Origin of the sequence: Tautonia sociabilis, from assembly GCF_003977685.1 — a bacterium.
Lineage (GTDB): Bacteria > Planctomycetota > Planctomycetia > Isosphaerales > Isosphaeraceae > Tautonia > Tautonia sociabilis.
Genome location: NZ_RYZH01000051.1, coordinates 24,812 through 45,671 on the forward strand (window position 1 = coordinate 24,812; position 20,860 = coordinate 45,671).

14 protein-coding genes are annotated in these 20,860 nt (G+C 69.8%); 6 read left to right on the forward strand and 8 right to left on the reverse strand.

The genetic code is table 11. The features are described 5' to 3' along the window. Window positions 1-165 precede the first annotated feature (165 nt). A complete protein-coding gene (locus tag TsocGM_RS20730) occupies window positions 166-684 on the forward strand; it encodes an OsmC family protein (protein WP_126727377.1) in 519 nt (172 codons plus the stop codon). Here TsocGM_RS20730 and TsocGM_RS20735 read toward each other — a convergent pair. Genes TsocGM_RS20735 through TsocGM_RS20745 form a run of 3 tightly spaced genes read right to left on the reverse strand, consistent with a single transcriptional unit; the run spans window position 667 to window position 6,001 of the window. Continuing rightward, entirely contained in the window at window positions 667-3,738 is a 3,072-nt protein-coding gene (locus tag TsocGM_RS20735; RefSeq protein ID WP_126727378.1) for a DUF7133 domain-containing protein, read from the reverse strand. The two genes, TsocGM_RS20730 and TsocGM_RS20735, sit on opposite strands and share 18 nt — an antisense overlap. A 20-nt stretch (window positions 3,739-3,758) precedes the next feature. Further along, window positions 3,759-5,078: an amidase gene (locus TsocGM_RS20740; protein WP_126727379.1), complete on the reverse strand. Its 1,320-nt coding sequence runs from the start codon at window positions 5,076-5,078 to the stop codon at window positions 3,759-3,761. Between the two features lie 8 nt (window positions 5,079-5,086). Further along, window positions 5,087-6,001: an SMP-30/gluconolactonase/LRE family protein gene (locus TsocGM_RS20745; protein ID WP_158633672.1), complete on the reverse strand. Its 915-nt coding sequence runs from the start codon at window positions 5,999-6,001 to the stop codon at window positions 5,087-5,089. A 180-nt stretch (window positions 6,002-6,181) separates the two neighbouring features. Here TsocGM_RS20745 and TsocGM_RS20750 point away from each other — a divergent pair, with 180 nt between their 5' ends. After that, the gene (locus TsocGM_RS20750; protein ID WP_233579069.1) at window positions 6,182-6,763 is read left to right on the forward strand and encodes an LOG family protein; all 582 of its coding nucleotides are present in this window, start codon (window positions 6,182-6,184) and stop codon (window positions 6,761-6,763) included. A gap of 170 nt (window positions 6,764-6,933) precedes the next feature. On the opposite strand, the gene TsocGM_RS20755 is transcribed toward TsocGM_RS20750, so the two are convergent. Both TsocGM_RS20755 and hemL read right to left on the reverse strand, forming a co-directional pair. Continuing rightward, a complete protein-coding gene (locus tag TsocGM_RS20755) occupies window positions 6,934-8,295 on the reverse strand; it encodes a hypothetical protein (protein WP_126727382.1) in 1,362 nt (453 codons plus the stop codon). 133 nt (window positions 8,296-8,428) lie between these two features. Beyond that, window positions 8,429-9,754 (reverse strand): glutamate-1-semialdehyde 2,1-aminomutase, encoded by a 1,326-nt coding sequence (hemL, locus tag TsocGM_RS20760; RefSeq protein ID WP_126727389.1) that lies wholly within the window; start codon window positions 9,752-9,754, stop codon window positions 8,429-8,431. Between the two features lie 271 nt (window positions 9,755-10,025). Between hemL and TsocGM_RS20765 the strand changes: the two genes are divergently transcribed. Then, window positions 10,026-10,430 carry a hypothetical protein gene (locus TsocGM_RS20765; protein WP_126727383.1) on the forward strand — a complete coding sequence of 135 codons (405 nt, stop codon included), beginning with the start codon at window positions 10,026-10,028 and terminating at the stop codon, window positions 10,428-10,430. A gap of 204 nt (window positions 10,431-10,634) precedes the next feature. Further along, a complete protein-coding gene (locus TsocGM_RS20770; RefSeq protein ID WP_126727384.1) occupies window positions 10,635-11,693 on the forward strand; it encodes a sugar-binding protein in 1,059 nt (352 codons plus the stop codon). Window positions 11,694-12,164: 471 nt separating this feature from the next. Here TsocGM_RS20770 and TsocGM_RS20775 read toward each other — a convergent pair whose 3' ends face one another. Both TsocGM_RS20775 and TsocGM_RS20780 read right to left on the reverse strand, forming a co-directional pair. After that, a complete protein-coding gene (locus TsocGM_RS20775; RefSeq protein ID WP_126727385.1) occupies window positions 12,165-12,944 on the reverse strand; it encodes a YceI family protein in 780 nt (259 codons plus the stop codon). Continuing rightward, complete coding sequence (locus TsocGM_RS20780; RefSeq protein ID WP_126727386.1) at window positions 12,941-13,561, reverse strand: MarR family winged helix-turn-helix transcriptional regulator; 621 nt, start codon at window positions 13,559-13,561, stop codon at window positions 12,941-12,943. Before TsocGM_RS20780 ends, TsocGM_RS20775 begins: the two co-directional genes overlap by 4 nt. A gap of 322 nt (window positions 13,562-13,883) precedes the next feature. Here TsocGM_RS20780 and nhaA point away from each other — a divergent pair, with 322 nt between their 5' ends. After that, on the forward strand, window positions 13,884-15,443 hold the full coding sequence (nhaA, locus tag TsocGM_RS26225; protein ID WP_158633673.1) for a Na+/H+ antiporter NhaA: 1,560 nt from the start codon (window positions 13,884-13,886) through the stop codon (window positions 15,441-15,443). A gap of 276 nt (window positions 15,444-15,719) precedes the next feature. On the opposite strand, the gene TsocGM_RS20790 is transcribed toward nhaA, so the two are convergent. Further along, window positions 15,720-17,483, reverse strand: coding sequence for an SUMF1/EgtB/PvdO family nonheme iron enzyme (locus TsocGM_RS20790; RefSeq protein WP_126727387.1), 1,764 nt, complete (start codon window positions 17,481-17,483; stop codon window positions 15,720-15,722). A gap of 818 nt (window positions 17,484-18,301) precedes the next feature. Here TsocGM_RS20790 and TsocGM_RS20795 point away from each other — a divergent pair. Continuing rightward, window positions 18,302-18,961, forward strand: a complete 660-nt coding sequence (locus tag TsocGM_RS20795) for a 3-keto-disaccharide hydrolase (RefSeq protein WP_233579071.1) — start codon at window positions 18,302-18,304, stop codon at window positions 18,959-18,961. Window positions 18,962-20,860 lie beyond the last annotated feature (1,899 nt).

Sequence of the window (20,860 nt, forward strand, 5' to 3'; positions counted from 1 at the left end):
TAACACTGTAGCGTCCGCCCGGGATTGGCGGAAGCGGGAAGCGCGGGCTCGGCCTCGGCGCGAGCCGTCACCAAGGGCACGAGCCGTCCCCATTGACCGGATGCCGATCGAGCCGATGATGGTTCCAACCCGGCTCGCAACCGCCGACCACGACGGGGGGAGGTCATGAACGCCGAACAACTCCGAGCCGCTCAGGCGCCAATCAAGGCCCGATACCGCGAGGAGCCCGAGTCCGCTCGCGTGACGCTGGCTGCCCGAGGCGAACTGGACGTCGAGGGGATCACCTGCCGCCTCGCCACGCCGGCGGGCCCCATCGCGGCCGGGCTGCACCCGGCCACCGGTGGCGACGGCAACGCCGCCTGCTCGGGAGCGATGATGCTCCAGGCGCTCGCCGCCTGCTCGGGCGTGACGCTCCTCGCCGTGGCAACCGCGATGGGCATTCCGATCCGGGGCGGATCCGTGATCGCCGAGGGAGACTGGGATGCCCGAGGCACGCTGGGGGTGGACAAGGCCGCCCCCGTGGGATTCCTGAGCCTCCGCCTCCGGTTCGAGCTGGACGCCGACGCGACCGAGGAACAGCTCGCCCGGCTGCTCTCGCTGACGGAGCGCTACTGCGTCGTGCTCCAAACCCTGCGCAACCCGCCGGCAATCGCATCGACCATCGCCTCAACGAGCGGAGGCTGAGCCGAGCGAGCGAAGGTAGGCGTCGAGGTCGGCAATGTCGCGATCGGTCAGCTCGTCGAGCAATCCGGCGGGCATGAGCGACTGGTCCAACGGCTGGCGCCGCTCGATGGAATCCGGATGAAGCTGGATCGTCTCGGTGGCGCCGGCCTGGAGAATGAGGCGGTCCACGGCGTCATAAATGATGATTCCCTGATGAATCTGTCCGTCGTCAGTGGCGACCAGGGCCGATCGATAGCGGTCGGCCACGTCTCGGGAGGGCTGGATGATCGCGGTGAACAGGTCCTCTCGAGAGAACCGCCCGGCCACCCCGGCGAGGTCGGGACCGACCGCCCGGTTGCCCGAATGGCAGGAGGCGCACTGGGCGCGCCGGAAGACGTCCAGCCCTCGCCCAGCGTCGCCGAGCGACCAGTCGATCCCCGCCAGCCGCCGGGCCCAGGCGGCCGCATCCACGCCGTCGCCTCCGGAGAGCGCGGCGGCGCGGTCGGGATCCGCCGAGGCGAACCAGGAGGCCCAGGCGTTCGCATCGGGGCCGATCGCCTGGCGGGTCGAGCGGGAGAGCAGATCGGCGATCGCCCGCTGCTGACCCGGCTCCGCGGAGCGACGCAGCGCAAGAATGAGGGCGAGCCACTCGGCGGGGTCGTCGCTCGGCCCAATCGCGTCGAGGGCGGCGAGGGCCGCCGAGACGGTCGACGGCTGCGCCGACCGGAGCCCCGAGACAAACTTCGGGCGGTCCTCGGGGCTCGGGTCTCGGGCGAGGACCGGGAGGATGGCATCATCGAGTCCGGCCGATCCCCAGAGGGCCCGGAGCGCGTTGATCGCCCGAACCGACGGCCGGGCGCCGACCATCGCGACGACGTCCGGGGTCCAGGAGTAGTCCGGATCGGCCCCGGCCCGATCGAGCATGCGGTCGGCCGCGGCGGCGGGGTCAAGGCGGAGAGCGAGGGCAAGCAGGGCGTGGTCGGGTCGGCCGAACTCGGGGTGCGCGAGCACGGCCGAGGCGAGGGCGGCATCTCGGACGCCCAGCCCCCGGCACAGCTCCGAGACGCGGAGCGGCCAGTTGCGGTCGCGTCGGGCGGCTCGGGCGTCGAGCTTGCGATCAAGGGCGAGCAGGGCATCGGCAACGCGAGACGTAACCTCGGGCGGCCTCGGGCCTCGCAGGCGGCCGAGGACAATCAGGTGATGAAGGTCGTCAACCGGGTCCGACGCGGCCGTGAGCCGAGACGAAATCTGGAGGAGAGCATCCGGGTCGGCCGACTCGATCACCGCCAGTGTTCGCGACCGCTCTCGGTCGAGCGCGGAATCGTTAACCGAAGACATCTTCACGAGATGGTTACCGATCTTGTCGACGATCGCGGTGACGCCGAGCGCCGGGGGCCGGAATCGCGGGGAATAGCCCTCCCAGACGGTCCCCTCCAGCGCCAGGTCGGGCTGGCCGCCGAGGGCGACCTGCACCAGCCGGATCGCAGCCAGCCGTGGGCCGGGCCCCGCCTCCGGGTCCGCGAGCACCCGGGAGGCAAGGTCCAGGGCGGCCTCCGGATCCTCGGCCGCGATGCCGAAACCCAGGGTCGCCCGGCGGACAGGGGTGGTGGCGTCATCGGCGAGCGGGGAACGCTGGTCGGGGGAAAGGACTGCGATCAGGTCGGCCGAGGCGGATCGGACCAGACGGTCGGCGTGGTCCCAGTTGGATCGGATCGCCTCGATGAGCGTCTCGGGGGCGATGGCCTCATGCCGACGCTTCAGCTCGACGAGGGCTCGGAGACGCTGCAAGGAATCATCGGAGGAAGCGGCGGCAAGAAGCCGGTCGGTCCCCACACGCTCCGGAACGGCGCCGGGGGGGAGGATCGGATCGCGATCGGTGGTGAGGAGACGCGGAGGAGTCGGGGGAGGAGCGGAGTCTTGCGACGGCCTGTCTCCCGTCTCCGGGGCGTCTCGAGCGGCCGAAGCTCCGGCATCCCCCTCGAACCGCACCCGATACACCGCCCCCCGCGTCCCTCGGCCTCCGATCGACAGGTACAGCTCCCCCGATTTTGGGTGCACCTCCACGTCGGTCCAGGCAAAGCCCTCCGTGCCGCTCGCCTCCAGAAAGACCTCCGGCTCGGCGATGAAGGACGCCCCCGACCGTTCCGGCCGAGCGAAGTAGACGCGGCCGAAGGTCCAGTCAAGGAAGAAGAGGCCGCCGCGATAGCGAGGGGGGAAGGCATCGTGCCGGTAGCAGACGACTCCGGTGGGCGAGCCCCGGTCGACGGCGGAGACGGGGGGAACCACGTCCTCGACCTCGGGAGGAAGGCGCCAGGTCTCGGTCCGCTGGGGGGCAAGCCAGCCGTGGTGGCCGCCGGGGACCACGTGGTAAAGGCGGGTCGGCTCGTACCAGGGGAGGGAGACACAGCGTTCGTTGTCGGAATCGTAGGTGAAGATTTCTCCATCGGGGCCGAAGTCGAAGTCGTACGCGTTGCGGAAGCCGTCGGCCACGATCTCCGAGCCGGAGAAGTCGGGCGAGAACCGGACGAGGCAGCCGGCGACCGGCTCGGCGATGGGCGAGGTCGGCAGGCTGGCGAAGCTCGCATCGACGCCGGCGAAGTTGCCGAGGATCAGGTAGAGCCAGCCGTCCGGCCCTCGGCGCACGGCGTGGGCGTCGTGCTCGCCGCCGGTCTTGACGGCCCGGATCAACTCGGGAGGTCCGTCGGCCCGGTCGTCCCCGTCGGCGTCCCGGTATCGGTGCAGGCCGCCGTCGCCCACGACGAACAGCGAGTCGCCCTCCCAGAGCAGGCCCATCGCCCCGTCCTTGGGCGCGTCGGCGAAGGGCTCGGAGCGGTCGGCGCGGCCGTCGCCGTCATCGTCGACGAGGATAATGATGTAGCCTCTCCCGGAGACGACGACCCGGCCGTCCGGGTCGATCGTCAGGCACTGGATGTCATTCGCCAGGTCGCTGCCAGCGAACTCGGAGACGGCGAACCCATCGGGAATGTCCAGCCCGGCGACCTCGTCGGCGATCGAGCCGGGCGTTGGGCCAATCAATGAGATGATGGTGAGAATTAAGAACGATCGGATCGGCATCGATCGGATCCTCCGTCCGCTCAGGTCTGTCCGGGGGGCGGGAGTTCCGGTGCCCCCGCGGCAAGCCGGATGGCGCGCTCGGTGCGAAGGGCGAGGCCGAACAGGGAGGCGCCGAGGTCGGGCGGCGCTGCGCCGACGAGCTGGAGCCCCAGCGGCAGCCCCTCGGGATCGAGCCCGATCGGGTGGGTGATCGTCGGCAGACCGGCGAGGCTCCAGGGGGAGTTGAATGCGGGGTCGCCGGTCGTCTCGGGAGTCGGTGCGGGCCCGAGGGCGGCCGGCGTCAGCAGGGCGTCGACCTCGTTGAAGATCGCGTCGAACTCGTGGCGGAAGGCGTCCTGGAACCGCTTCGCCTCGAGGTACTCGACGGCGGAGACGCGGAGCCCGGCCTCGATCAGCGCCGTCATCCGGGTCGGGAAGCGGGCGGGATCCGACTCGAAGTCCCGGCGGTGGAAGGTGGCGGCCTCAGCCGACATGATGGCGAAATGGTGCCGGGCGAATTCCGGGAAATGGTCGGGCAGGGGGGCCTCGACGACTCGGATCCCGGCCTGGATCAGCGCCGCGGTGGCGTGCTCCATCGCGTCGAGCATGGCGGGCTCGGACCGCTCTTCGAAGAATCCCCGGAGGCGGCCGATCCGCGTCGGTCCCGCCTTTGGGGCGAGGGGGACGTCGGCCATCAGGGCGAGATCCCCGACGGTGCGGGCGATGGGCCCCGGGTGGTCGAGACTTGGGGAGAGGGGAAGAATCCCATCCCCAGGCATCCGCCCGAATGCCGGCTTGAATCCGCAGACTCCGCAGAAGGAGGCTGGCCGGGTGATCGATCCTCCCGTCTGCGAGCCGAGCGCCCCGAGGCACATCCCCTCGGCCACCGCCGCGGCCGAACCGCTCGACGATCCCCCGGGGGTGCGGCCAAGGTCCCAGGGGTTCCGGGTCGGCGGCGGGTCGATCCAGGCATACGGGGTCGACACGGTCTTGCCGAGGATGACCGCTCCCCGGTTCCTGAGCATCCGGACCATCGCGGCGTCATCCTGGGAGATCGTTCCCTCCCAGCCGGGTCGGCCATGGGCCGAGGGGAGCCCCTTCACATCGATGATGTCCTTCACGCCGATCGGTATCCCGCCGAGCGGTCCGATCGGACGGCCGGCGCGGAGGTCGGCGTCGAGGCGGTCGGCCTGGGAGCGGGCGCCGTCGCGGTCGAGGAAGGCCCAGGCGCGGACGTCGGCCTCGCGGGCGTCGATGCGATCGAGGCAGGATTCGAGGACCTCGCGGCAGGACCGGCGCCCGGACCGGATGGAGGCCAGGGCGCCGGCGATCGTCTCCTCGAAGGGGGGGAACAGCTCCATCGGGGGGCTCACTCGGCGTCAGCGGCGGTGGCGAGGATGTGGCCCTTGGCTTCCATCGGCACGGAGTAGACGGAGGTGCGGGCGGTGATGAACAGGGTCGTGCCGTCGGGGCCACCGAAGGCGCAATTCGAGGGGGCCTCGGGCACCCGGATGAAGCCCAGGGTGTTCCCGTTCGGCGCGACGACCTGGATGGAGCTGAGGGCCGGCTGGGTCAGGTAGAGGACCCCTCGGCTGTCAACGGTGAGGCCGTCGCCGCCTCGAGGGGGGGCACCGGCCGCCTGGCGGAGTTGGCAGAGCACGAGCTTCGCCCCCGGCTTGCCGGGCGACTCGATCGGGTACGACAGCACGTCGGGAGCGCCCGAGGGCAGGACGTAGAGCGTCTTGCCGCTGGGGGAAAGGAGCACGCCGTTGGGCCGGGGCAGGTCGGAGAGGATACGGGAGACGTTCCGCTCGGCGTCGATGTAGTAGACCGCCCCCGGGCCGGGGTCGGTGAAGTAGACGCCGCCGGCTCGGTCAAGGACGAGGTCATTCGGGCGGTCGAAGGGCTGGCCCTCGAAGGAGTCGGCCAGCACGGTGATCTCCTTGCTGTCCGGGTCGATCGCGATGACCCGCTTCGCTCCCCCCTGGCAGGCGATGATCTTCCCGGCGGGGTCGACCATCAGGCCGTTGCAGCCCTGGGAGTCCTCCAGGAACTTCGAGAGGGTGCCGTCGAGGGCGATCTTGTAAATGGTGTTGCCGCGGACGTCGGAGAAGTAGAGGTTGCCGTCCGCGTCGGACGCGGGGCCCTCGGTGAAGACAAGACCGGTGGCCACGTGAGTCATCGGGCCGGTCGGGCCGACGGCCGGGATCGTCTCGGCGACCTGCTGCGGCCCGGCGACGACCAGCGCCGAGGCGACGAGGGCGACGGATGCGAGCGTGCTCATGATCGGACCTCCGGCGGGGGGGATCGCTGCGATCGACCGATCGCTCGACTCGGAGACGCCCCCCGATCCTATCCCCGTCAGACGGGCATGCCTAGCGGGGTGGCATTCCCGAGGGGGGTGGCCGTAGGATCGATCGGTTCGCATCGCGATCGCGCCCGCTTCGTCGGATCGGAGGATCCCGTGCAGTCCGTCTGCGTCTATTGCGGCTCCAGTCACGGGGCCGACCCCGCCTTCGCCGACGCCGCCCGGGCCGTCGGCCTCCTGATCGCCGAGTCCGGCCGGACGCTCGTCTACGGCGGCGGCCACGTGGGATTGATGGGAGTGGTCGCCGACTCCGCCCTGGCCGCGGGAGGCCGGGTCGTGGGAGTGATCCCCAGGACCCTGATGGAGCGAGAAGTCGGCCACGGGGCCTTGACCGAGCTGCACGTCGTGGAGTCGATGCACGAGCGCAAGGCACTCATGGCCGACCTCTCCGACGGCTTCCTCGCCTTGCCCGGTGGAGTCGGCACGATGGAGGAGTTCTTCGAGACCTGGACCTGGGCCGTGCTCGGCCTGCACGGCAAGCCCTTCGGCCTGCTCGATGTGGCTGGCTTCTACGCTGCGCTGCTGGCGTTCCTCGACCGCCTGCTGGAGCAGGGGTTCCTCCGGGAGCACCACCGCGCCATGCTGCTCGTCGGCCGGGATCCCGGAGCGCTGATCGACGCGATGGACGCGTACCAGGCCCCCGAAGTGCCCCGGTGGATCGGCCGGGACGAAACCTGATCCCGATCGTCCGGGGGGCAACCCGAACGCCGAGATCGCCCCGACCGGGCCTTCCGGCATCGGGACGGGAGGCATGGTCGCGAGGAGCCGAGCGGGCGGGGCGCGGCCCGGCTCCCTCGCGGTTCAAACGCCGGAGGAGCCGGGCCCGGACGCGACCTCGGATCGGTCGCTCAGCGGCTCGCGGGCTCGAGCTCCACCTCGCATTCGCGAGGTCCGTAGCCCAGCACGGTCCCGAAGCCGCTAATGGCGCCGTCTTCGGAGAAGACCAGCTCGAGCTCCGCCTGGAGACCTCCTCGCTTGGCCTCGACCAGTCGGAGGGAGTCCACCTCGGAGCCGTCCTCGTTCCGAGAGACCGAGAGGCGGCCGTTGAGCACCTTGATCTGCTTCCGGTCGTGGCGAACGAAAAAGGTGATCCGGGCCGCTCGGTGGTTGGGCTGGTCGTCGAAGGAGATGAAATCAATCGCGAGCTTCATCTCGCGACCGTCGGGTTCGGTGACGAGGCCCTCGTAGCGCTTCCCCTTGGAGGTCAGGGCGATCAGCCGATCGACCTCCCGGCGCAGCTCCCCGGGCACCAGTTCCGGGGCGCCGGGCAACTCCGGGGCGTCGGACTCGCCCTCGGCGGTGGAATATCGATAGAGCATCACCCGGGGCGACTTGCGGAGCATCTTGGGGACGGTCTCGAACAGGCGAAGGTTCCTCCCCTGCCACCGAAACTGGTCGCACCAAACCTGGAGATTGGCGGCCGCGGGAATGGGCTCGGGAACGGCCACCGAGGTCAGGTTGGAGACCAGCAGCAGCGGCAGCCGGATCGACTCTCCCGGCGACCATTGGTCGACGAAGAACCAGTGAGGCTCGGCCTCGTTCTCCCGGAAGGCGTTCTGGCTGCTATCGAAGCAAACCGTCACATTGGTAAGCGTGTGGTTCGTCTGGTTGGTGAGCCGCAGCTCCCCGAGCTGTTTGGTGATCGCACCGTTGATCTTCCGGCTCAAATACAGCAAGCCCGGGGCGATCGGCATACCGTCAACCTCCGGGCCCGCGAGGCGATCGGCGATCGGCTGGAGGAGCTCCCAGGCCTCGTTGTGCTGAACCTTCGCCTCCCAGAACAGCTTGACCGAAGCGTTGGCGATCCGCCGGTGGGTCCGGAAGGCGGTACTGAAGTCATCCAGTCCGCGATCAATCGAGTCCTGGCTACCCAGCATCGCCTTCATACCCAGCAGCATTCCCTCCCCCATCAGGGCCTGGGTCGAGTCGTTCATGCTGTGCCAGGCCACGCCGTAGACCTCGCAGACCGCGACCGCCGCCTGGGCGGTTGATCGGATGTAGGGGTGCTTCGGGTCCAGGTCGATCAGTTGTCCGGCTCGTTTGCCGGCCACTCGCTTTAGCAGGAGCCGAACCGACTCGCCCTGGGCGTGGTCCATCGAAATGAGCGTCGCGATGTCGCGATACTCCCGCAGGACCTGTTCCCGAGCGGAGGAGTCTTGGACGGTCGCCGAGGACGCGACCACGAGCGAAACGAGGGTCGCTGTCAGCATCGATCTCACATCCTTTAACGCACTTACGACATTTATTCGCCAGCAAGCGTCTCCAGTGTACGCCGCGTCGCGTCGGGCGGTCAACCAGACCGCCCCGCGTCCACCGAGGTCGGCTCCGATCCCTGGGCCTGGGTCATCCCCGAGCGGCGAGGAGGGCCTCTCGGGCGGCCTGAACGGTGTGGTCGATGTCGGCCTCGGTGTGCGCCGAGGAGAGGAAGGCGGCTTCAAACTGGCTGCACGGGAAGTAGACGCCCCGGGCGAGCAGCTCCCAGAAGAACCGGCCGAAGAGGGCGGTGTCGGATCGCTTGGCGTCGTCGAAGTCGTGGATGGGCCCCTCGGCGAAGAAGATCGTGATCATGCTGCCCACGCGCTGGACGCAGTGCGGCACTCTGGCGTCGGTGGCGGCCCGGCGGAGGCCGTCCTCCAGCCGCTCGGCGAGCCGATCGAGCGCGGGATACGGGTTTTCTCGCTTGAGCAAGCGGAGCGTGGTCAGGCCCGCCGCCATCGCCAGCGGATTTCCCGACAGGGTGCCGGCCTGGAAGATCGGACCGACCGGGGAGATCCGGCTCATGATCTCCTTCGACGCTCCGTAGGCCGCCGCCGGCAGGCCGCCGCCGATGATCTTGCCTAGGCAGGTCACGTCGGGGGTGACGCCGAAGTACTCCTGCGCGCCGCCGTAGGAGAGGCGGAAGCCGGTCATCACCTCGTCGAAGAAGAGCAGGGCGCCGTGCTTGGTGGTCAGCTCTCGGAGCCGTTCCAGATAGCCCGGCCTCGGGGGAACGCAGCCCATGTTGCCGGCGACCGGCTCCAGCAAGACGGCGGCGACTTGTCCCGGGTAGCGCTCGAACGCGGAGGCGACGGCCGAGGCGTCGTTGAACGGCACGAGGATCGTGTCGGCCGCCGCCCCCGGCGTCACGCCGGGGCTGTTCGGGTGGCCGAGGGTCGCCACCGCTGAGCCGGCCGAGACGAGCAGCGCGTCCACGTGCCCATGGTAATGGCCGATCATCTTGATGATCTTGTCTCTCCCGGTGACCCCTCTCGCCAGCCGGACGGCCGACATCGCCGCCTCGGTCCCCGACGAGACGAAGCGCACCATCTCGATCGACGGCACCGCGGCGGCCACCTCCTCGGCGATCTCCGCCTCTCGCACCGTCGGAGCGCCGAAGCTGGGCGACTTCGCCAGCGCCTCGGCCACCGCCGCATTCACCTCGGGGCGGCAGTGGCCCAGGATCATCGGGCCCCAGGAGCCGATGTAGTCGATGTACTGGTGGCCGTCGATGTCGTAGAGGTACGCCCCCTCGGCCCGATCCAGGAACGGCGGCTCGCCTCCCACGGCGCCAAACGCCCGGGCCGGGCTGTTCACGCCGCCGGGAATCACCTTCCCCGCCCGGACAAACTCGGCGTGGCTGCGGTCCAGGCGGTACTCGGGCTTCGATCGGGCGGGGGTGGTCGCGTCCATCGGCATGTCGTCTTCGTCTTCGGTGAGAGAGGCTCGGGCTCGGACTTGGACTCGGGCGATCGTCCGCTGCCAGCATAGCCGTCGGCCCGGCAGAGGGGGAGGGGAGCGCTCACTCGGGAGTCTCGAGCTTCGCGGTCCGCTCCCCTCGCCGCCTGCGACTCCGAGCACGACGCGCGAACCTTTTCTCTCATTTTCACTGGCGACCTCCCCCCCGATCGGAGAGGATCGACCCGAGACCTCGAACCCCGTCGCTCCCCTGGAGGATCGATCCATGTCGTCGCGTTACGACCCCGCGAACCGGCCGGGCGGATCGGATGGCTCCGGCATCGGGTGGTCGCTGCTCCTGCTGCTTCTGGCCGGCCTCTCGGGCGGGAGCATCCTCCTCGCCGTGCAACAACGGCGTCTGGTCGTCCTGGAGCGACAGCAGGCGCTGGCCAAACACGTCCGGGCGCAGCAAGCGCTGGAAGAGGCGAGACGGGCCTCCGCCCTGGCCAGCGCGGACGACCGACCGAGGGCCGCCGAACGCGGCGAGCAGGCTGGCAACGAAGCGGCCCTCCCCGACTCCATCGAGGCGCTCCAACAGGAAAACGCCAGGCTCCGAGCGGAAATCAACCGGCTCCGCGACGCGATCGAAGCGGCCAACCCCGATTCGGCCCCCGCCGGAGCGTCCCCCTGACTCGGCTCCGGTGCCGGTCGGGCAGGGGAAGGACTTCGAGATCGCTGGAGTCGATCGCCACCGAGCAGGCCTCGGCCTCCGGGTGGCGGGCCGAGCGGGTGGTCCCGGGCGGTGGGGCGTCGTCCGCCCGGGAGGAGACGGATAATCTAGTCGTCCGAAGCCCTCCCGCCCCGGATCCGTCCCGATTTCGGAGGTTCGACCGCCATGCTGACCTTGCCGATGCTGGCTCTGCTCTTGCCGGCCTCGCCGGCCGACGACCCGCCCCCCGTTCCCGAGCCCCGGGGATACGTCGCCTCCCGGGCGCCGGGGCCAATCACGATCGACGGCCTCCTGGACGATCCCGGCTGGGAGGGCATCCCCTGGACCGAGACGTTCGTCGATATCGAGGGGGACGTGAAGCCCCTCCCCCGGTTCCAGACCCGGGCGAAGATGGCCTGGGACGACCGCTTCTTCTACATCGCCGCCGACCTGGAGGAGCCCCACGTCTGGGGCACGCTCACCGAGCACGACTCGGTCATCTTCCGGGACAACGACTTCGAGGTCTTCATCGACCCCGACGGCGACAACCACCAGTACTACGAGTTCGAGATCAACGCCCTGAACACCGGCTGGGATCTCCGCCTGGTGAAGCCCTACCGCGACGGCGGCCCGGCGCTGAATGAGTGGGAGATCCCCGGCCTGAAGACCGCCGTGCACGTCCGGGGGACGCTCAACGACTCCTCGGACGAGGACGACGGCTGGTCGGTCGAGATCGCCATGCCCTGGTCCGTGCTCTCCGAGTTCACCGCGATGCCCTGCCCCCCCCGGGACGGCGACCGCTGGCGGGTGAACTTCTCCCGGGTGGAATGGCTGCACCGGGTCGTCGATGGAACCTACCAGAAGGTGCCGGACCGAAGGGAAGACAACTGGGTCTGGTCGCCGCAGGGGGTGATCGACATGCATCGCCCCGAGCGCTGGGGAGACGTCCAGTTCTCGACCGCCCCTCCCGGCACCGTCGCCTTCCAGCCCGACCCCGCCCGGCCGGCCCGAGACTTCCTGCACCGGGTGTATGAGGCCCAGAAGTCGTATCACCGGGAGCATGGCCGATTCGCCGAGTCGTTCGAGGAGCTGGGGATCGACCCGGCCGGGTGGACCTCCCCTCAGCTCGAGACAACCGGCGACGGCTACACCGCCTCGGTGATCGCCCCCGGCGAGGAGGGCGAGCCCCCCCGTCGGTGGACGATCCGGCAGGATTCGCTGCTTACGTCCGGGCCGGCATCCTGACCGCCCCGGAATTCAGAACACGGTCGGGACGGAGCCCGACCCCACCATGCTCCCTCTCCCCAGGGAGGAGTGTCAGCCCCGGTGACGAGGTCCGCCAGGCCACCCGCCGATCGGCCCCCCACCACGTCCCTTGACCGATCTCGGGGCGATGCCGCCCCCAGCGATCGGCTTGGGGCCGTCGCAGACCTCGATCCGCCTGGCCTCCCTGATCGGAGGCCTCCCGACCGCGAGGGAACTCACCGTCGGCCGGACGACGGAGGCGGAAGGGCTCGACGAGCCCTCGAGCCCCCGCGCCAGGACAATTCGACCTCGGGAGGTCAGACTCCCGGTGCCGGGGTCTCCTCGACCCCGGCGACCTGGAACCCTCTCGCTCCGAGCGTCATGCAAGCCGAGTCATCCAGTCCCCTCCCGAATCGGGATCGGGATCCGGAGCGGCGTCCGGCTCATCTCCCCGATCGTCGGGAGGAGGGGTCACTCGGCGGCCGAGGAGCCGCGAGGGGCGTCGATGTCGAGGCGGATGACGACGTCCTTGTTGATGATCCGGTCGCGGACATCCGAGTCGGCGCCGTAGACGATGCCCCAGATCGTGCGGTCGATCTTGAACTCGGAGTCGAGCGTCACGGCCGAGTCGGTCACGGCCACCGTCGCCGGGAAGGTGACCGACTTGGTGACGCCATGCATTGTCAGGTTCCCGGTCACCTCGTGCGTCGCCCCCTCGGCGCCGGCCGAGGCCGGGGTGATGGACGTGGAGACGAACTCGGACTCGGGATAGGTGTTCACCTCGAAGAAATCCTCATTCTTGAGGTGCCCGGTCAGCTGGTCGTTGTCCGACCAGAGGGAGTTCATATCGATGGTCGCCGACACCGAGACCACCTCCCCCTCGGGGTTCAGCACGAACCGCCCGGAAAAGGTCTTGAAGCCGCCGTCGTGCCCGCCGCCGACGAGCTTCGAGCCGAAGAAGCCGATCGACGAGTTCGAGCCGTCGAAGAGAACCGACTCGCCGCCCTCGGCAGCGACGGCCGGCTCCGACTCCGGCTCGGCGGCTCCCTGGAGATCGGGCTCGGCGTTGGCGTTGGCGTCGGCATCGGCCTCGAACTCGGTCACGCTCAAGGCCGCCACGGGGTCGGAGTCGGCAACGGGCTGGGCCTCGCCGACCTTGGCGGCGGTGACGTCGGCGGTCGGGTCGGAGCAGCCGGCGATCATCAGGACGGCCAGGGCGAGCATCGCGGACCATCGGGCGATCACGTTCATGGGGATTGAGCTCCCAGGGGAGGATCGGGACGGGTGAGGGTAGCGGACTCGGACTCGGACTCGGACACGATCTCGGGCCCGATCCCGACCCGGGCGGCGTGCCTGGATCCGGTCGGCCCGGAAGAGGAGGGAGCGGGAGTGTCCCTCTCGGGGGGATGGCGGGCCTTGACCAGCAGCTCGTTCAGGCTGCGCAGCTCACCGGATTCCAGGTGGCCGAGCAGCCGGCGGTGCAGCGTCAGCACCGGCTCGTCGAGCGTCCGGAGGCGCTCCAGGCCGCAGGAGGTGACGCGGACCCGCACCACCCGGCGATCCCGGGCCGAGCGATCCCGAGTCACCAGGCCGGCCGCCTCCAGGCGGTCGACCAGCCGGGTGATGTCGGGCACCGAGGTAATCATCCGGGAGGCGATCTCCAGGCTCGGCAGCCCCTCGCCCCCTTCCCCCCGAAGGATCCGAAGGATGTTGTATTGGGCCGGGCTCAGCCCGTGGCGACGGAAGAGGCGGACGAACTCCAACTGCAACACGTCGGCCGTCCGCATCAGGTTGAGCATCGCCTCCTGCTCGGGGACGGCGAACGGCTCTCGCTTCTTCAACTCGTGCTGCAACCCGGCGCGGGCCATGCGGTCCCCTCCGAGCCTCTCGGTGTCAGGCCGGGGATTGTACGACCGGGGAAAAGGTCGTGTCAACAATGATCGGGGAGGGATCGCGGTCCCCCTTGGCGATCCGGGGAGGAATTGAAATAATCGCGAGGTGATCGGGGCGAGGCCGGGCGGCCGCGCCCCGCCCCTGGAGGACGAGGGCCTCCCGGGGGGACGCCTGGTCCTTCGGAGCCTTCCCTACAGGGGAGCCCGCGCGGCCGCCCGCCGCTGTCGCCATCCCTCCCTGGCGCGATGCGGAGGCGTTGCCCGCCGCGCCGGCCCGGGGAGCGATCGAGACAGTCGCATGCATTTACCTCCGCGCAGCTTGGGCAAAATCGACGTTCATTCGGAGCATTCGCCGCTGGCACGCTCGGTGGGCACTCGCGCCCTGCGGTTCATCCACACCGCCGAGGCCGGTGGCGCCGTGCTCTTCCTCGCGGCCATGCTCGCCCTGATCTGGGCCAATTCGCCCTGGGGGGACTCGTACTTCAGCCTCTTCCACACCCCGATCAAGATCCGCATCGGCCCCCTCGAACTGGCCCCCCCCTCGGAGCAGACCGCCGAGCCGGGCGAGATGGCCGCCGGGGAGTCCCCCCCCGACGAGGAGACGGCCGCCTCGGCCCCGGCCCCCGCCGGTGAGGCCGAGCACGCCGGGGTCGCTCCTGGCGAGGAGCATCCGCCCGATGCTGGCGGCCACCAGCGCGGCATGACGCTGCACCACTGGATCAACGACGCGCTGATGGTCCTGTTCTTCTTCGTCGTCGGCCTGGAGATCAAGCGCGAGCTGGTCCTCGGCGAGCTGGCCGGCATCAGCCGAGCGGCGCTGCCGGCGGCGATCGCGCTGGGAGGGATGATCCTACCGGCGGCCATCTACACCGTGATCAACGCCATCGCTCCCGGGGGGGTGATCCACGGCTGGGGAGTGCCGATGGCGACCGACATCGCCTTCGCCGTCGGCGTGCTGGCCCTGCTGGGAGACCGGGTGCCGAACTCGGTTCGCGTGCTGCTGCTGGCCTTCGCCATCGTCGACGACATTGGCGCCATTCTCGTCATCGCCCTGTTCTACACCGAGCAGCTCTCTCTGCTGGCTCTGGGGCTGGCGGGGGTGCTGGTCGGCGTGGTGTACGGCATGCGTCGGATCGGGGTGCTCGACGTCGGGCCGTACATCTTCGTTGGCGCCCTGGTCTGGGCCTGCTTGCTCGTCTCCGGGGTGCACGCGACGATCGCCGGGGTGGTCCTTGGGCTGATGACCCCGTCCGCCCCCTGGTTCGACATGAAGCGGTACTCCATCGCCCTGGACAACTTGCAGGCCGAGTTCAACGAGGCCATGCGACAGGGGGACGAGGAGGCGGCCAGCTACGCCCTGGGCAAGATCGAGAAGCTCACCCAGGGGACCGAGTCGATCCTCGACCGGCTGATCCGGCTGATCCACCCGTGGTCGGCCTTCGTGGTGCTGCCGATCTTCGCCCTGGCCAACGCCGGTGTGGCGCTGACGGCCGAGAGTCTGGCCGCCGCGGCCAGCAGTCCGATCCTCTGGGGGGTCGCCCTGGGCCTGATACTCGGCAAGCCGATCGGGACCACGCTGATGGCCTGGATCGCCGTGAGGCTCGGCCTGGTGACCCTGCCCGAGGGAACCGACTTCCGCCAGATCTTCGGGATCGGCCTGCTCGGAGCGATCGGGTTCACCGTGGCGCTGTTCATCACCGACCTGGCCTTCAACGATCCGGTGCGAACCGACGCCTCGAAGATCGGCATCCTGGCCGCTTCGATGGTGGCGGGCGTCGTCGGCCTGACCTACCTCCGGGCCGTCCTCCCCACCCCCTCCTCCGGCCGGATGGCCCCGGCCCGGGCCGGCCAGCACTGACCCCGCTCGCCCGCGTCAACCGGGGCCTCGGCCCTCCGAGCCCGGGGCCGGGTTTCTCCCCGACGGTGGCGATGGTTCCTCAAGACATCGCCATCGTCGGCGCTTGCATGCTTTGAATCGGGGCCCTTGTGCTGGGCCGGTGAATGGTGTTCGTACGCAATCGCCCAGGAATGGCGAATGGCGCGACGAAGTTCACTGAGAACGCCCCTCCCTCCCGATCCCGACACCGCCCCCACCGCGATCTTCTGGAGGGAGGGTGATCTGAACCCTCCGCGATCAGAACGGCACCAGCGCGTTCGATCGGGTCGGCGGCGGGGCGTTCGGGTTCGCGGGAGGGATGGCGGGCCTCGCCGCGGGGGGGGAGCCCGCGGCGGGGGGCGAGGGATCGCCGAGCAGGGGAATGCCGTCCACATTCAGCGCGCAGCGGAACCCGAGATACGGGAGGCGGGTGTCGGTGCGCTGGCCGATTCGGTGGGTGACATCGTGATCCTCCGACGAGCCTCGGACGGTCTGGCGAGCGGGAGTGGAGGTGGGCCGGGCGGGACCGCCGGGGTTGAAAAGCACCCGGCCGGCCCGGGGGGCGTAGACGTCGCCGTCGAACCAATCGGCGGTCCATTCCCAGGCGTTGGCGGCCAGGTCGAAGGCGCCGACGGGGGAGCGGTCCTCGGGATAGCTCGCCACCGGGTCGACCGACCTCCTGGGGCGGCGGTCTCCCCAGGGCGCGGCGGATGGTCCCCAGGGGCGAATCAGGCCCTCGGGCCCCCGGGCCGCCGCCTCCCACTGGGCTTCGGTGGGGAGGGACTTGCCCGTCCACTCGGCGTAGCGAAGCGCCTCTCTGGCCGAGATCATCACCACCGGGTGCGCTTCCCCCAGGCTGAGCCGGGAGAGCTCCTCGGGGGCCGGCAGCGGGCTCTCGCCGCGTCGGGCCATCGCCTCCCGGTACCGGAGGTACTGCCCGACCGTCACCTCGTGCTCGTCGATGTAGAACGACGGCAGCCCGACCCGGTGAGCCGGGCGCTCGGTCGGGAGGCCGTCATCCCTCCCCATCAGGTAGGAGCCGGCCGGCACCAGGACCATCGTGGAGCCGTCCCGCTCGCAGACGATCCGGGTTGGCCAGCCCGAGGCGTGCTGCTCGGCGTCCTCCGCCGGCGAGAACCCCGGGGGGAGCACCCGCAGCACCGGCTCAGAAGGCGGCGCCGGCTCGGGCGCCGCCTCCGCCGCCGACACGGCAGGGGAGAGCCGGGCGGCGTCGGCCGGGGCGGACGCCCCGACGCCGACCGGGGCGGCAGAGGGCGCCTCGACCGAGGCGACCAGGCCGGACGGGGCGAGCGTCGGCACGTCGGGGAAGGGGGGGAGCCCCTGGGCGATCCGATCCAACGCGGCTCGGGCCTCGACGGCGGTCCGCGAGTTCGGGTAGCGATCGACGATCCGCTGGAGCTGGGAGCGGGCCACGTCCAGGGTCAGGGCCGATCGGGAGCGGACCAGAAGGTCCTGCGCCAGGCGTTCCTGCTCCGCGTTCCCCAAGGCCCGGCCGTCGACCGGGGCGGTCGGGGGGAACATCTGGGAGGCGTCGATGACGTAGACCCCCTCCTCGTCCCCGCCGCCACCACCGCCGACGGCCCGCACGATCATCATGATCGCCAGCACCACCGACAGCCCCGCGGCGATCCCCAGCGCCAGCCGGATCCGGTGGCGCGTCTCCACGGTGTCGAGCGTCGGCGTCGGGGCGACGAGCAGCCGGCCTTCGTCGCCCTCGCCCTCCTTCGACTCGGGGCGATCCTCTCCCCGGCCCCGCCGGCGTCCCCGGCGCGACGGACGGGAGGGAGCCGCCTCCGCCCTGGCGTTCTCCTCCGCCTCCTCGGTCGTCAGGGGGGCCGACCGGGAGATCCTCGGCAACGGCTTCGGCGGCGAAGGAGGCCCGGGCCGGCGAACCGGCGGCGGAGCCTCCTCGTCATCAATCGGCAGCGGCGGGCGCCCTGGGCCGGCCTGCTCCGAAGAGGGGGTGGCAAGCTCGTATTCGGACGAACTGAACTCGGCCATGGGCGATCGCTCCCTCGGATTCGCGGGGGACGACCGATGGCCCAAGACGGGCGCACCGAGGAGTCGGGAGTGGATCGACAGGTCTGACCTCTCCACGTTAGTCGACTCGGCCGGCGGTCGGCAACCCCGGCGGCCTCCCGATCCGGGACGATCGGCCGATCCCCCAAGGAAGACTCCCGCGTCCCTCCCCCGTAGCGCACTCGCCCCGGCTCCCTCCTCCCTCTCCTCAATCCGAACCGGCCCCTCCGTTCCTCCGGCCAGGACCCCCCCTCCCCAGATGGCGTCTCCTGGATCGGCCCCCCCGGTGCGGGTAGACTCCCGGTCGGGAGTCGGCCTGCTCGCCCAGAAGCCTGCGCCCGCCCCCTGACCGTTCCGATCCGTTCTGATCCGATCTGACCTGTTTTGATCTGATTTTCTCTTATCTGTTCTGATCTGATCCCCTCTGATCCGATTTCTTCTGACCTGCTCTGATCTGATCCCCTCTGATCCGATTCCTTCTGACCTGTTCTGATCTGATCCCCTCTGATCCGATTCCTTCTGACCTGTTCTGATCTGATCCCCTCTGATCCGATTCCTTCTGACCTGCTCTGATCTGATCCCCTCTGATCCGATTCCTTCTGACCTGTTCTGATCTGATCCCCTCTGATCCGATTTCTTCTGACCTGCTCTGATCTGATCCCCTCTGATCCGATTTCTTCTGACCTGCTCTGATCTGATCCCCTCTGATCTGATCCCCTCTGATCCGATTCCTTCTGATCCAATCCGATCCCCCCCAATCCCCTCCAATCCGACACGACGACACCCCAGGGAGACTCATCATGAGACGACTCGCCGTACTGACCGCCCTGCTGCTCCCCATGCCGCCCGCCCCGGCCGCGATCGCGAGCGAGCCCGCCCAGGACGACGACGGCTTCACGCCGCTGGTCGAGGGAACCGACCCGTCGCAGTTCGACCTTGTCGGGATCAACACCGAGACGATCACCATCTCCGAGGATGGCGAGATCGCCCTCTCAGGCAATCCCCACGGCTACTTCGCCACCAAGGAAAGCTTCGAGGACTACGTGCTCCAGTTCGAGTTCATGTACGAGCGGCCCGACGACTTGCGGAACGACGCCTTGTTCCCCGGCAACAGCGGTCTGCTGATCCACATCCAGGGCGAGCCGAAGGTCTGGCCGAAGTGCGTCGAGGTGCAGCTGAAGAACTCCGACGTCGGCCGCCTGCTGGGCGTCGCTGGCGGCACGATCCAGAGCGAGCGGCCGGGCCAGGCCATCTCCCAGTCTCGGGCCGAGGCGATCCAGCCGGTCGGGCAGTGGAATCGGATGGAGGTGACCTGCCAAGGAGGCCGGGTCACGGCGGTGCTCAACGACATCCTCATCGACGAGGGTGCCGGCGCCGATCCGCAATCCGGTCCGATCGGCTTCCAGTCTGAGGGCCGCCCGATCCGATTCCGCAACCTCCGCATCAAGCCCATCGAGTGATCCTGCCTCGCTCGGGGCGCCTCCCCGCCCTGGCCGGCTCCCTTCGCCGTCCCCCGACGATCCCGGACGCCCAATGCCGGATTCCCTGGAGGACGGGCCCTCCGGCCCGGGAGGCCGGGGTCGACGCGACCCCGGCCTCCCGGGCGAACTGCTCGGCGAGGCGTCCGGATGCGGGGCAAGCGTTTTCCCTGCCTTAGACCTCAGCCTGCCGGACCTGGGCCATCGCTCGGCAATCGAGATCGAACTCGAAATCCAGATCGACACCATCCGAGGTGACCCCTCGGAACTCCTCCACCGTGCGAGACGGCTCGCACCGTCCGCCTTGCCCCCGCTCAATTTCCTCCCCTCGTTCTCGTTTTAGGATCACGACCAGTTCGGCCCCCTCTTCGACCGCGACGACCTCCGCGCCCTGGTCGATCCGAACCCCTCCCCCGGCGCCAGGGACTGATCCCAGAGACCAAGGTCGAACCAACGTCTCGGTGGGATGATCGACCTCGGCACGGCCCCGCCCCCCCGATCCGCCCTCCAACCCCTTCCGTAACGATCCGATTGGGACCTGGATGAGACATCGTGGCATGGTCCCGGCGTCTTCGGAAGGCGGACAACCGGTGATCGGGGTGACCGCGGCCGAGTCGAGGTCGCCCCCCCATCGGGAACGCTCGGATCTCGGAGCGCCCCCCCTCGGTTCGCTCCCGACCGCCCATCTCCGCTCGGTCCGACCCCCGGATGCCTCGTTCCCCGATCCCATCACCGCCGATCGCCTTCCTCCCGACCATTACAGAAGGAGGAGATCGCTTCCGTCGTCCCCTCCAGCCCCCTTGCCGATCGCCTCGCCGGTCCTCCAGGGGCCCCATCCTCCTCTTTGGCATCCGAATCCGATCAGGATGGTTCGAGCAGCCCCCCCGTATCGCATCGCCTCCCGGTCGGGGCCCGTCGCCCGGTGGTCTGGAAGCCCGCCGTCCCCAACCTCAGGAACCGAGGGGAGCGACCCACCCGACCACCTCGGTCCGGGCCGCAACCGCGAGTCGCGCCGCTCGGTCCCTCCCCTCGGGGTCCCTCCCCGCTCGCTCCCGAGCGGGTTCGGAGCCGGGCCGGCAGCGGAATCCAACCTCCCGGGACGCAAGACCAGACGGCCAAAATCAACCCACCCACAAACGCGCCCACGCAAACACCAATCCGCGACTCACGCATTCACGCAGGATCCTGTCCGCGCCTCCGTCCTCGTCTTGGGGAGCGAACCCATCTATGAGAGGGGGACTGTCAAGCTGCCGGTGCAGGTTCGGTGGGCTCGGGGCCCCGGCACCTCCCCCTCGCCGTCGGCGTCGGTCGGCCTGCCCGTCCCAGACCACGCCCACCATCTATGAGAGGGGGACTGTCAAGCTGCCGGTGCAGGTTCGGTGGGCTCGGGGCCCCGGCACCTCCCCCTCGCCGTCGGCGTCGGTCGGCCTGCCCGTCCCAGACCACGCCCACCAGCGATGCGGCGGTGCACCCCGGCACACCTCCCCTGAGCCACAGGCCGAGGGGAGGCCCCGGCCCGCATCCTTCTCCACGAGGCTCGGCCGACGTGACGTGGACGCTCAACCATCTATGCGGGATCGTCCGGCCAGGCCGGACGTCGCCAGGAAAGAGGATTCCGAGGGACGCCGCCACTCAATGTCTCGGCGGTCAGCGGCGGGGCCGCCGCCGGGGTTCGCTCCGGGGTCATCCCTCAGGTCGTCACGCCCACCGGGCGGTGGCTCGACAGGTCTCCGGCTCTTGGTGATGGATCGTCCCTTCGGCTTCGGCTTCGGCTTCGGCTTCGGCTCAGGTCGCGGCCAGGCGGTACGGCGTCATCGTCCGCAGCAGGGCGACCATCACCCCCAGCAGCCGACGCGCCACCGCCACGATCGCCTTCTTGCC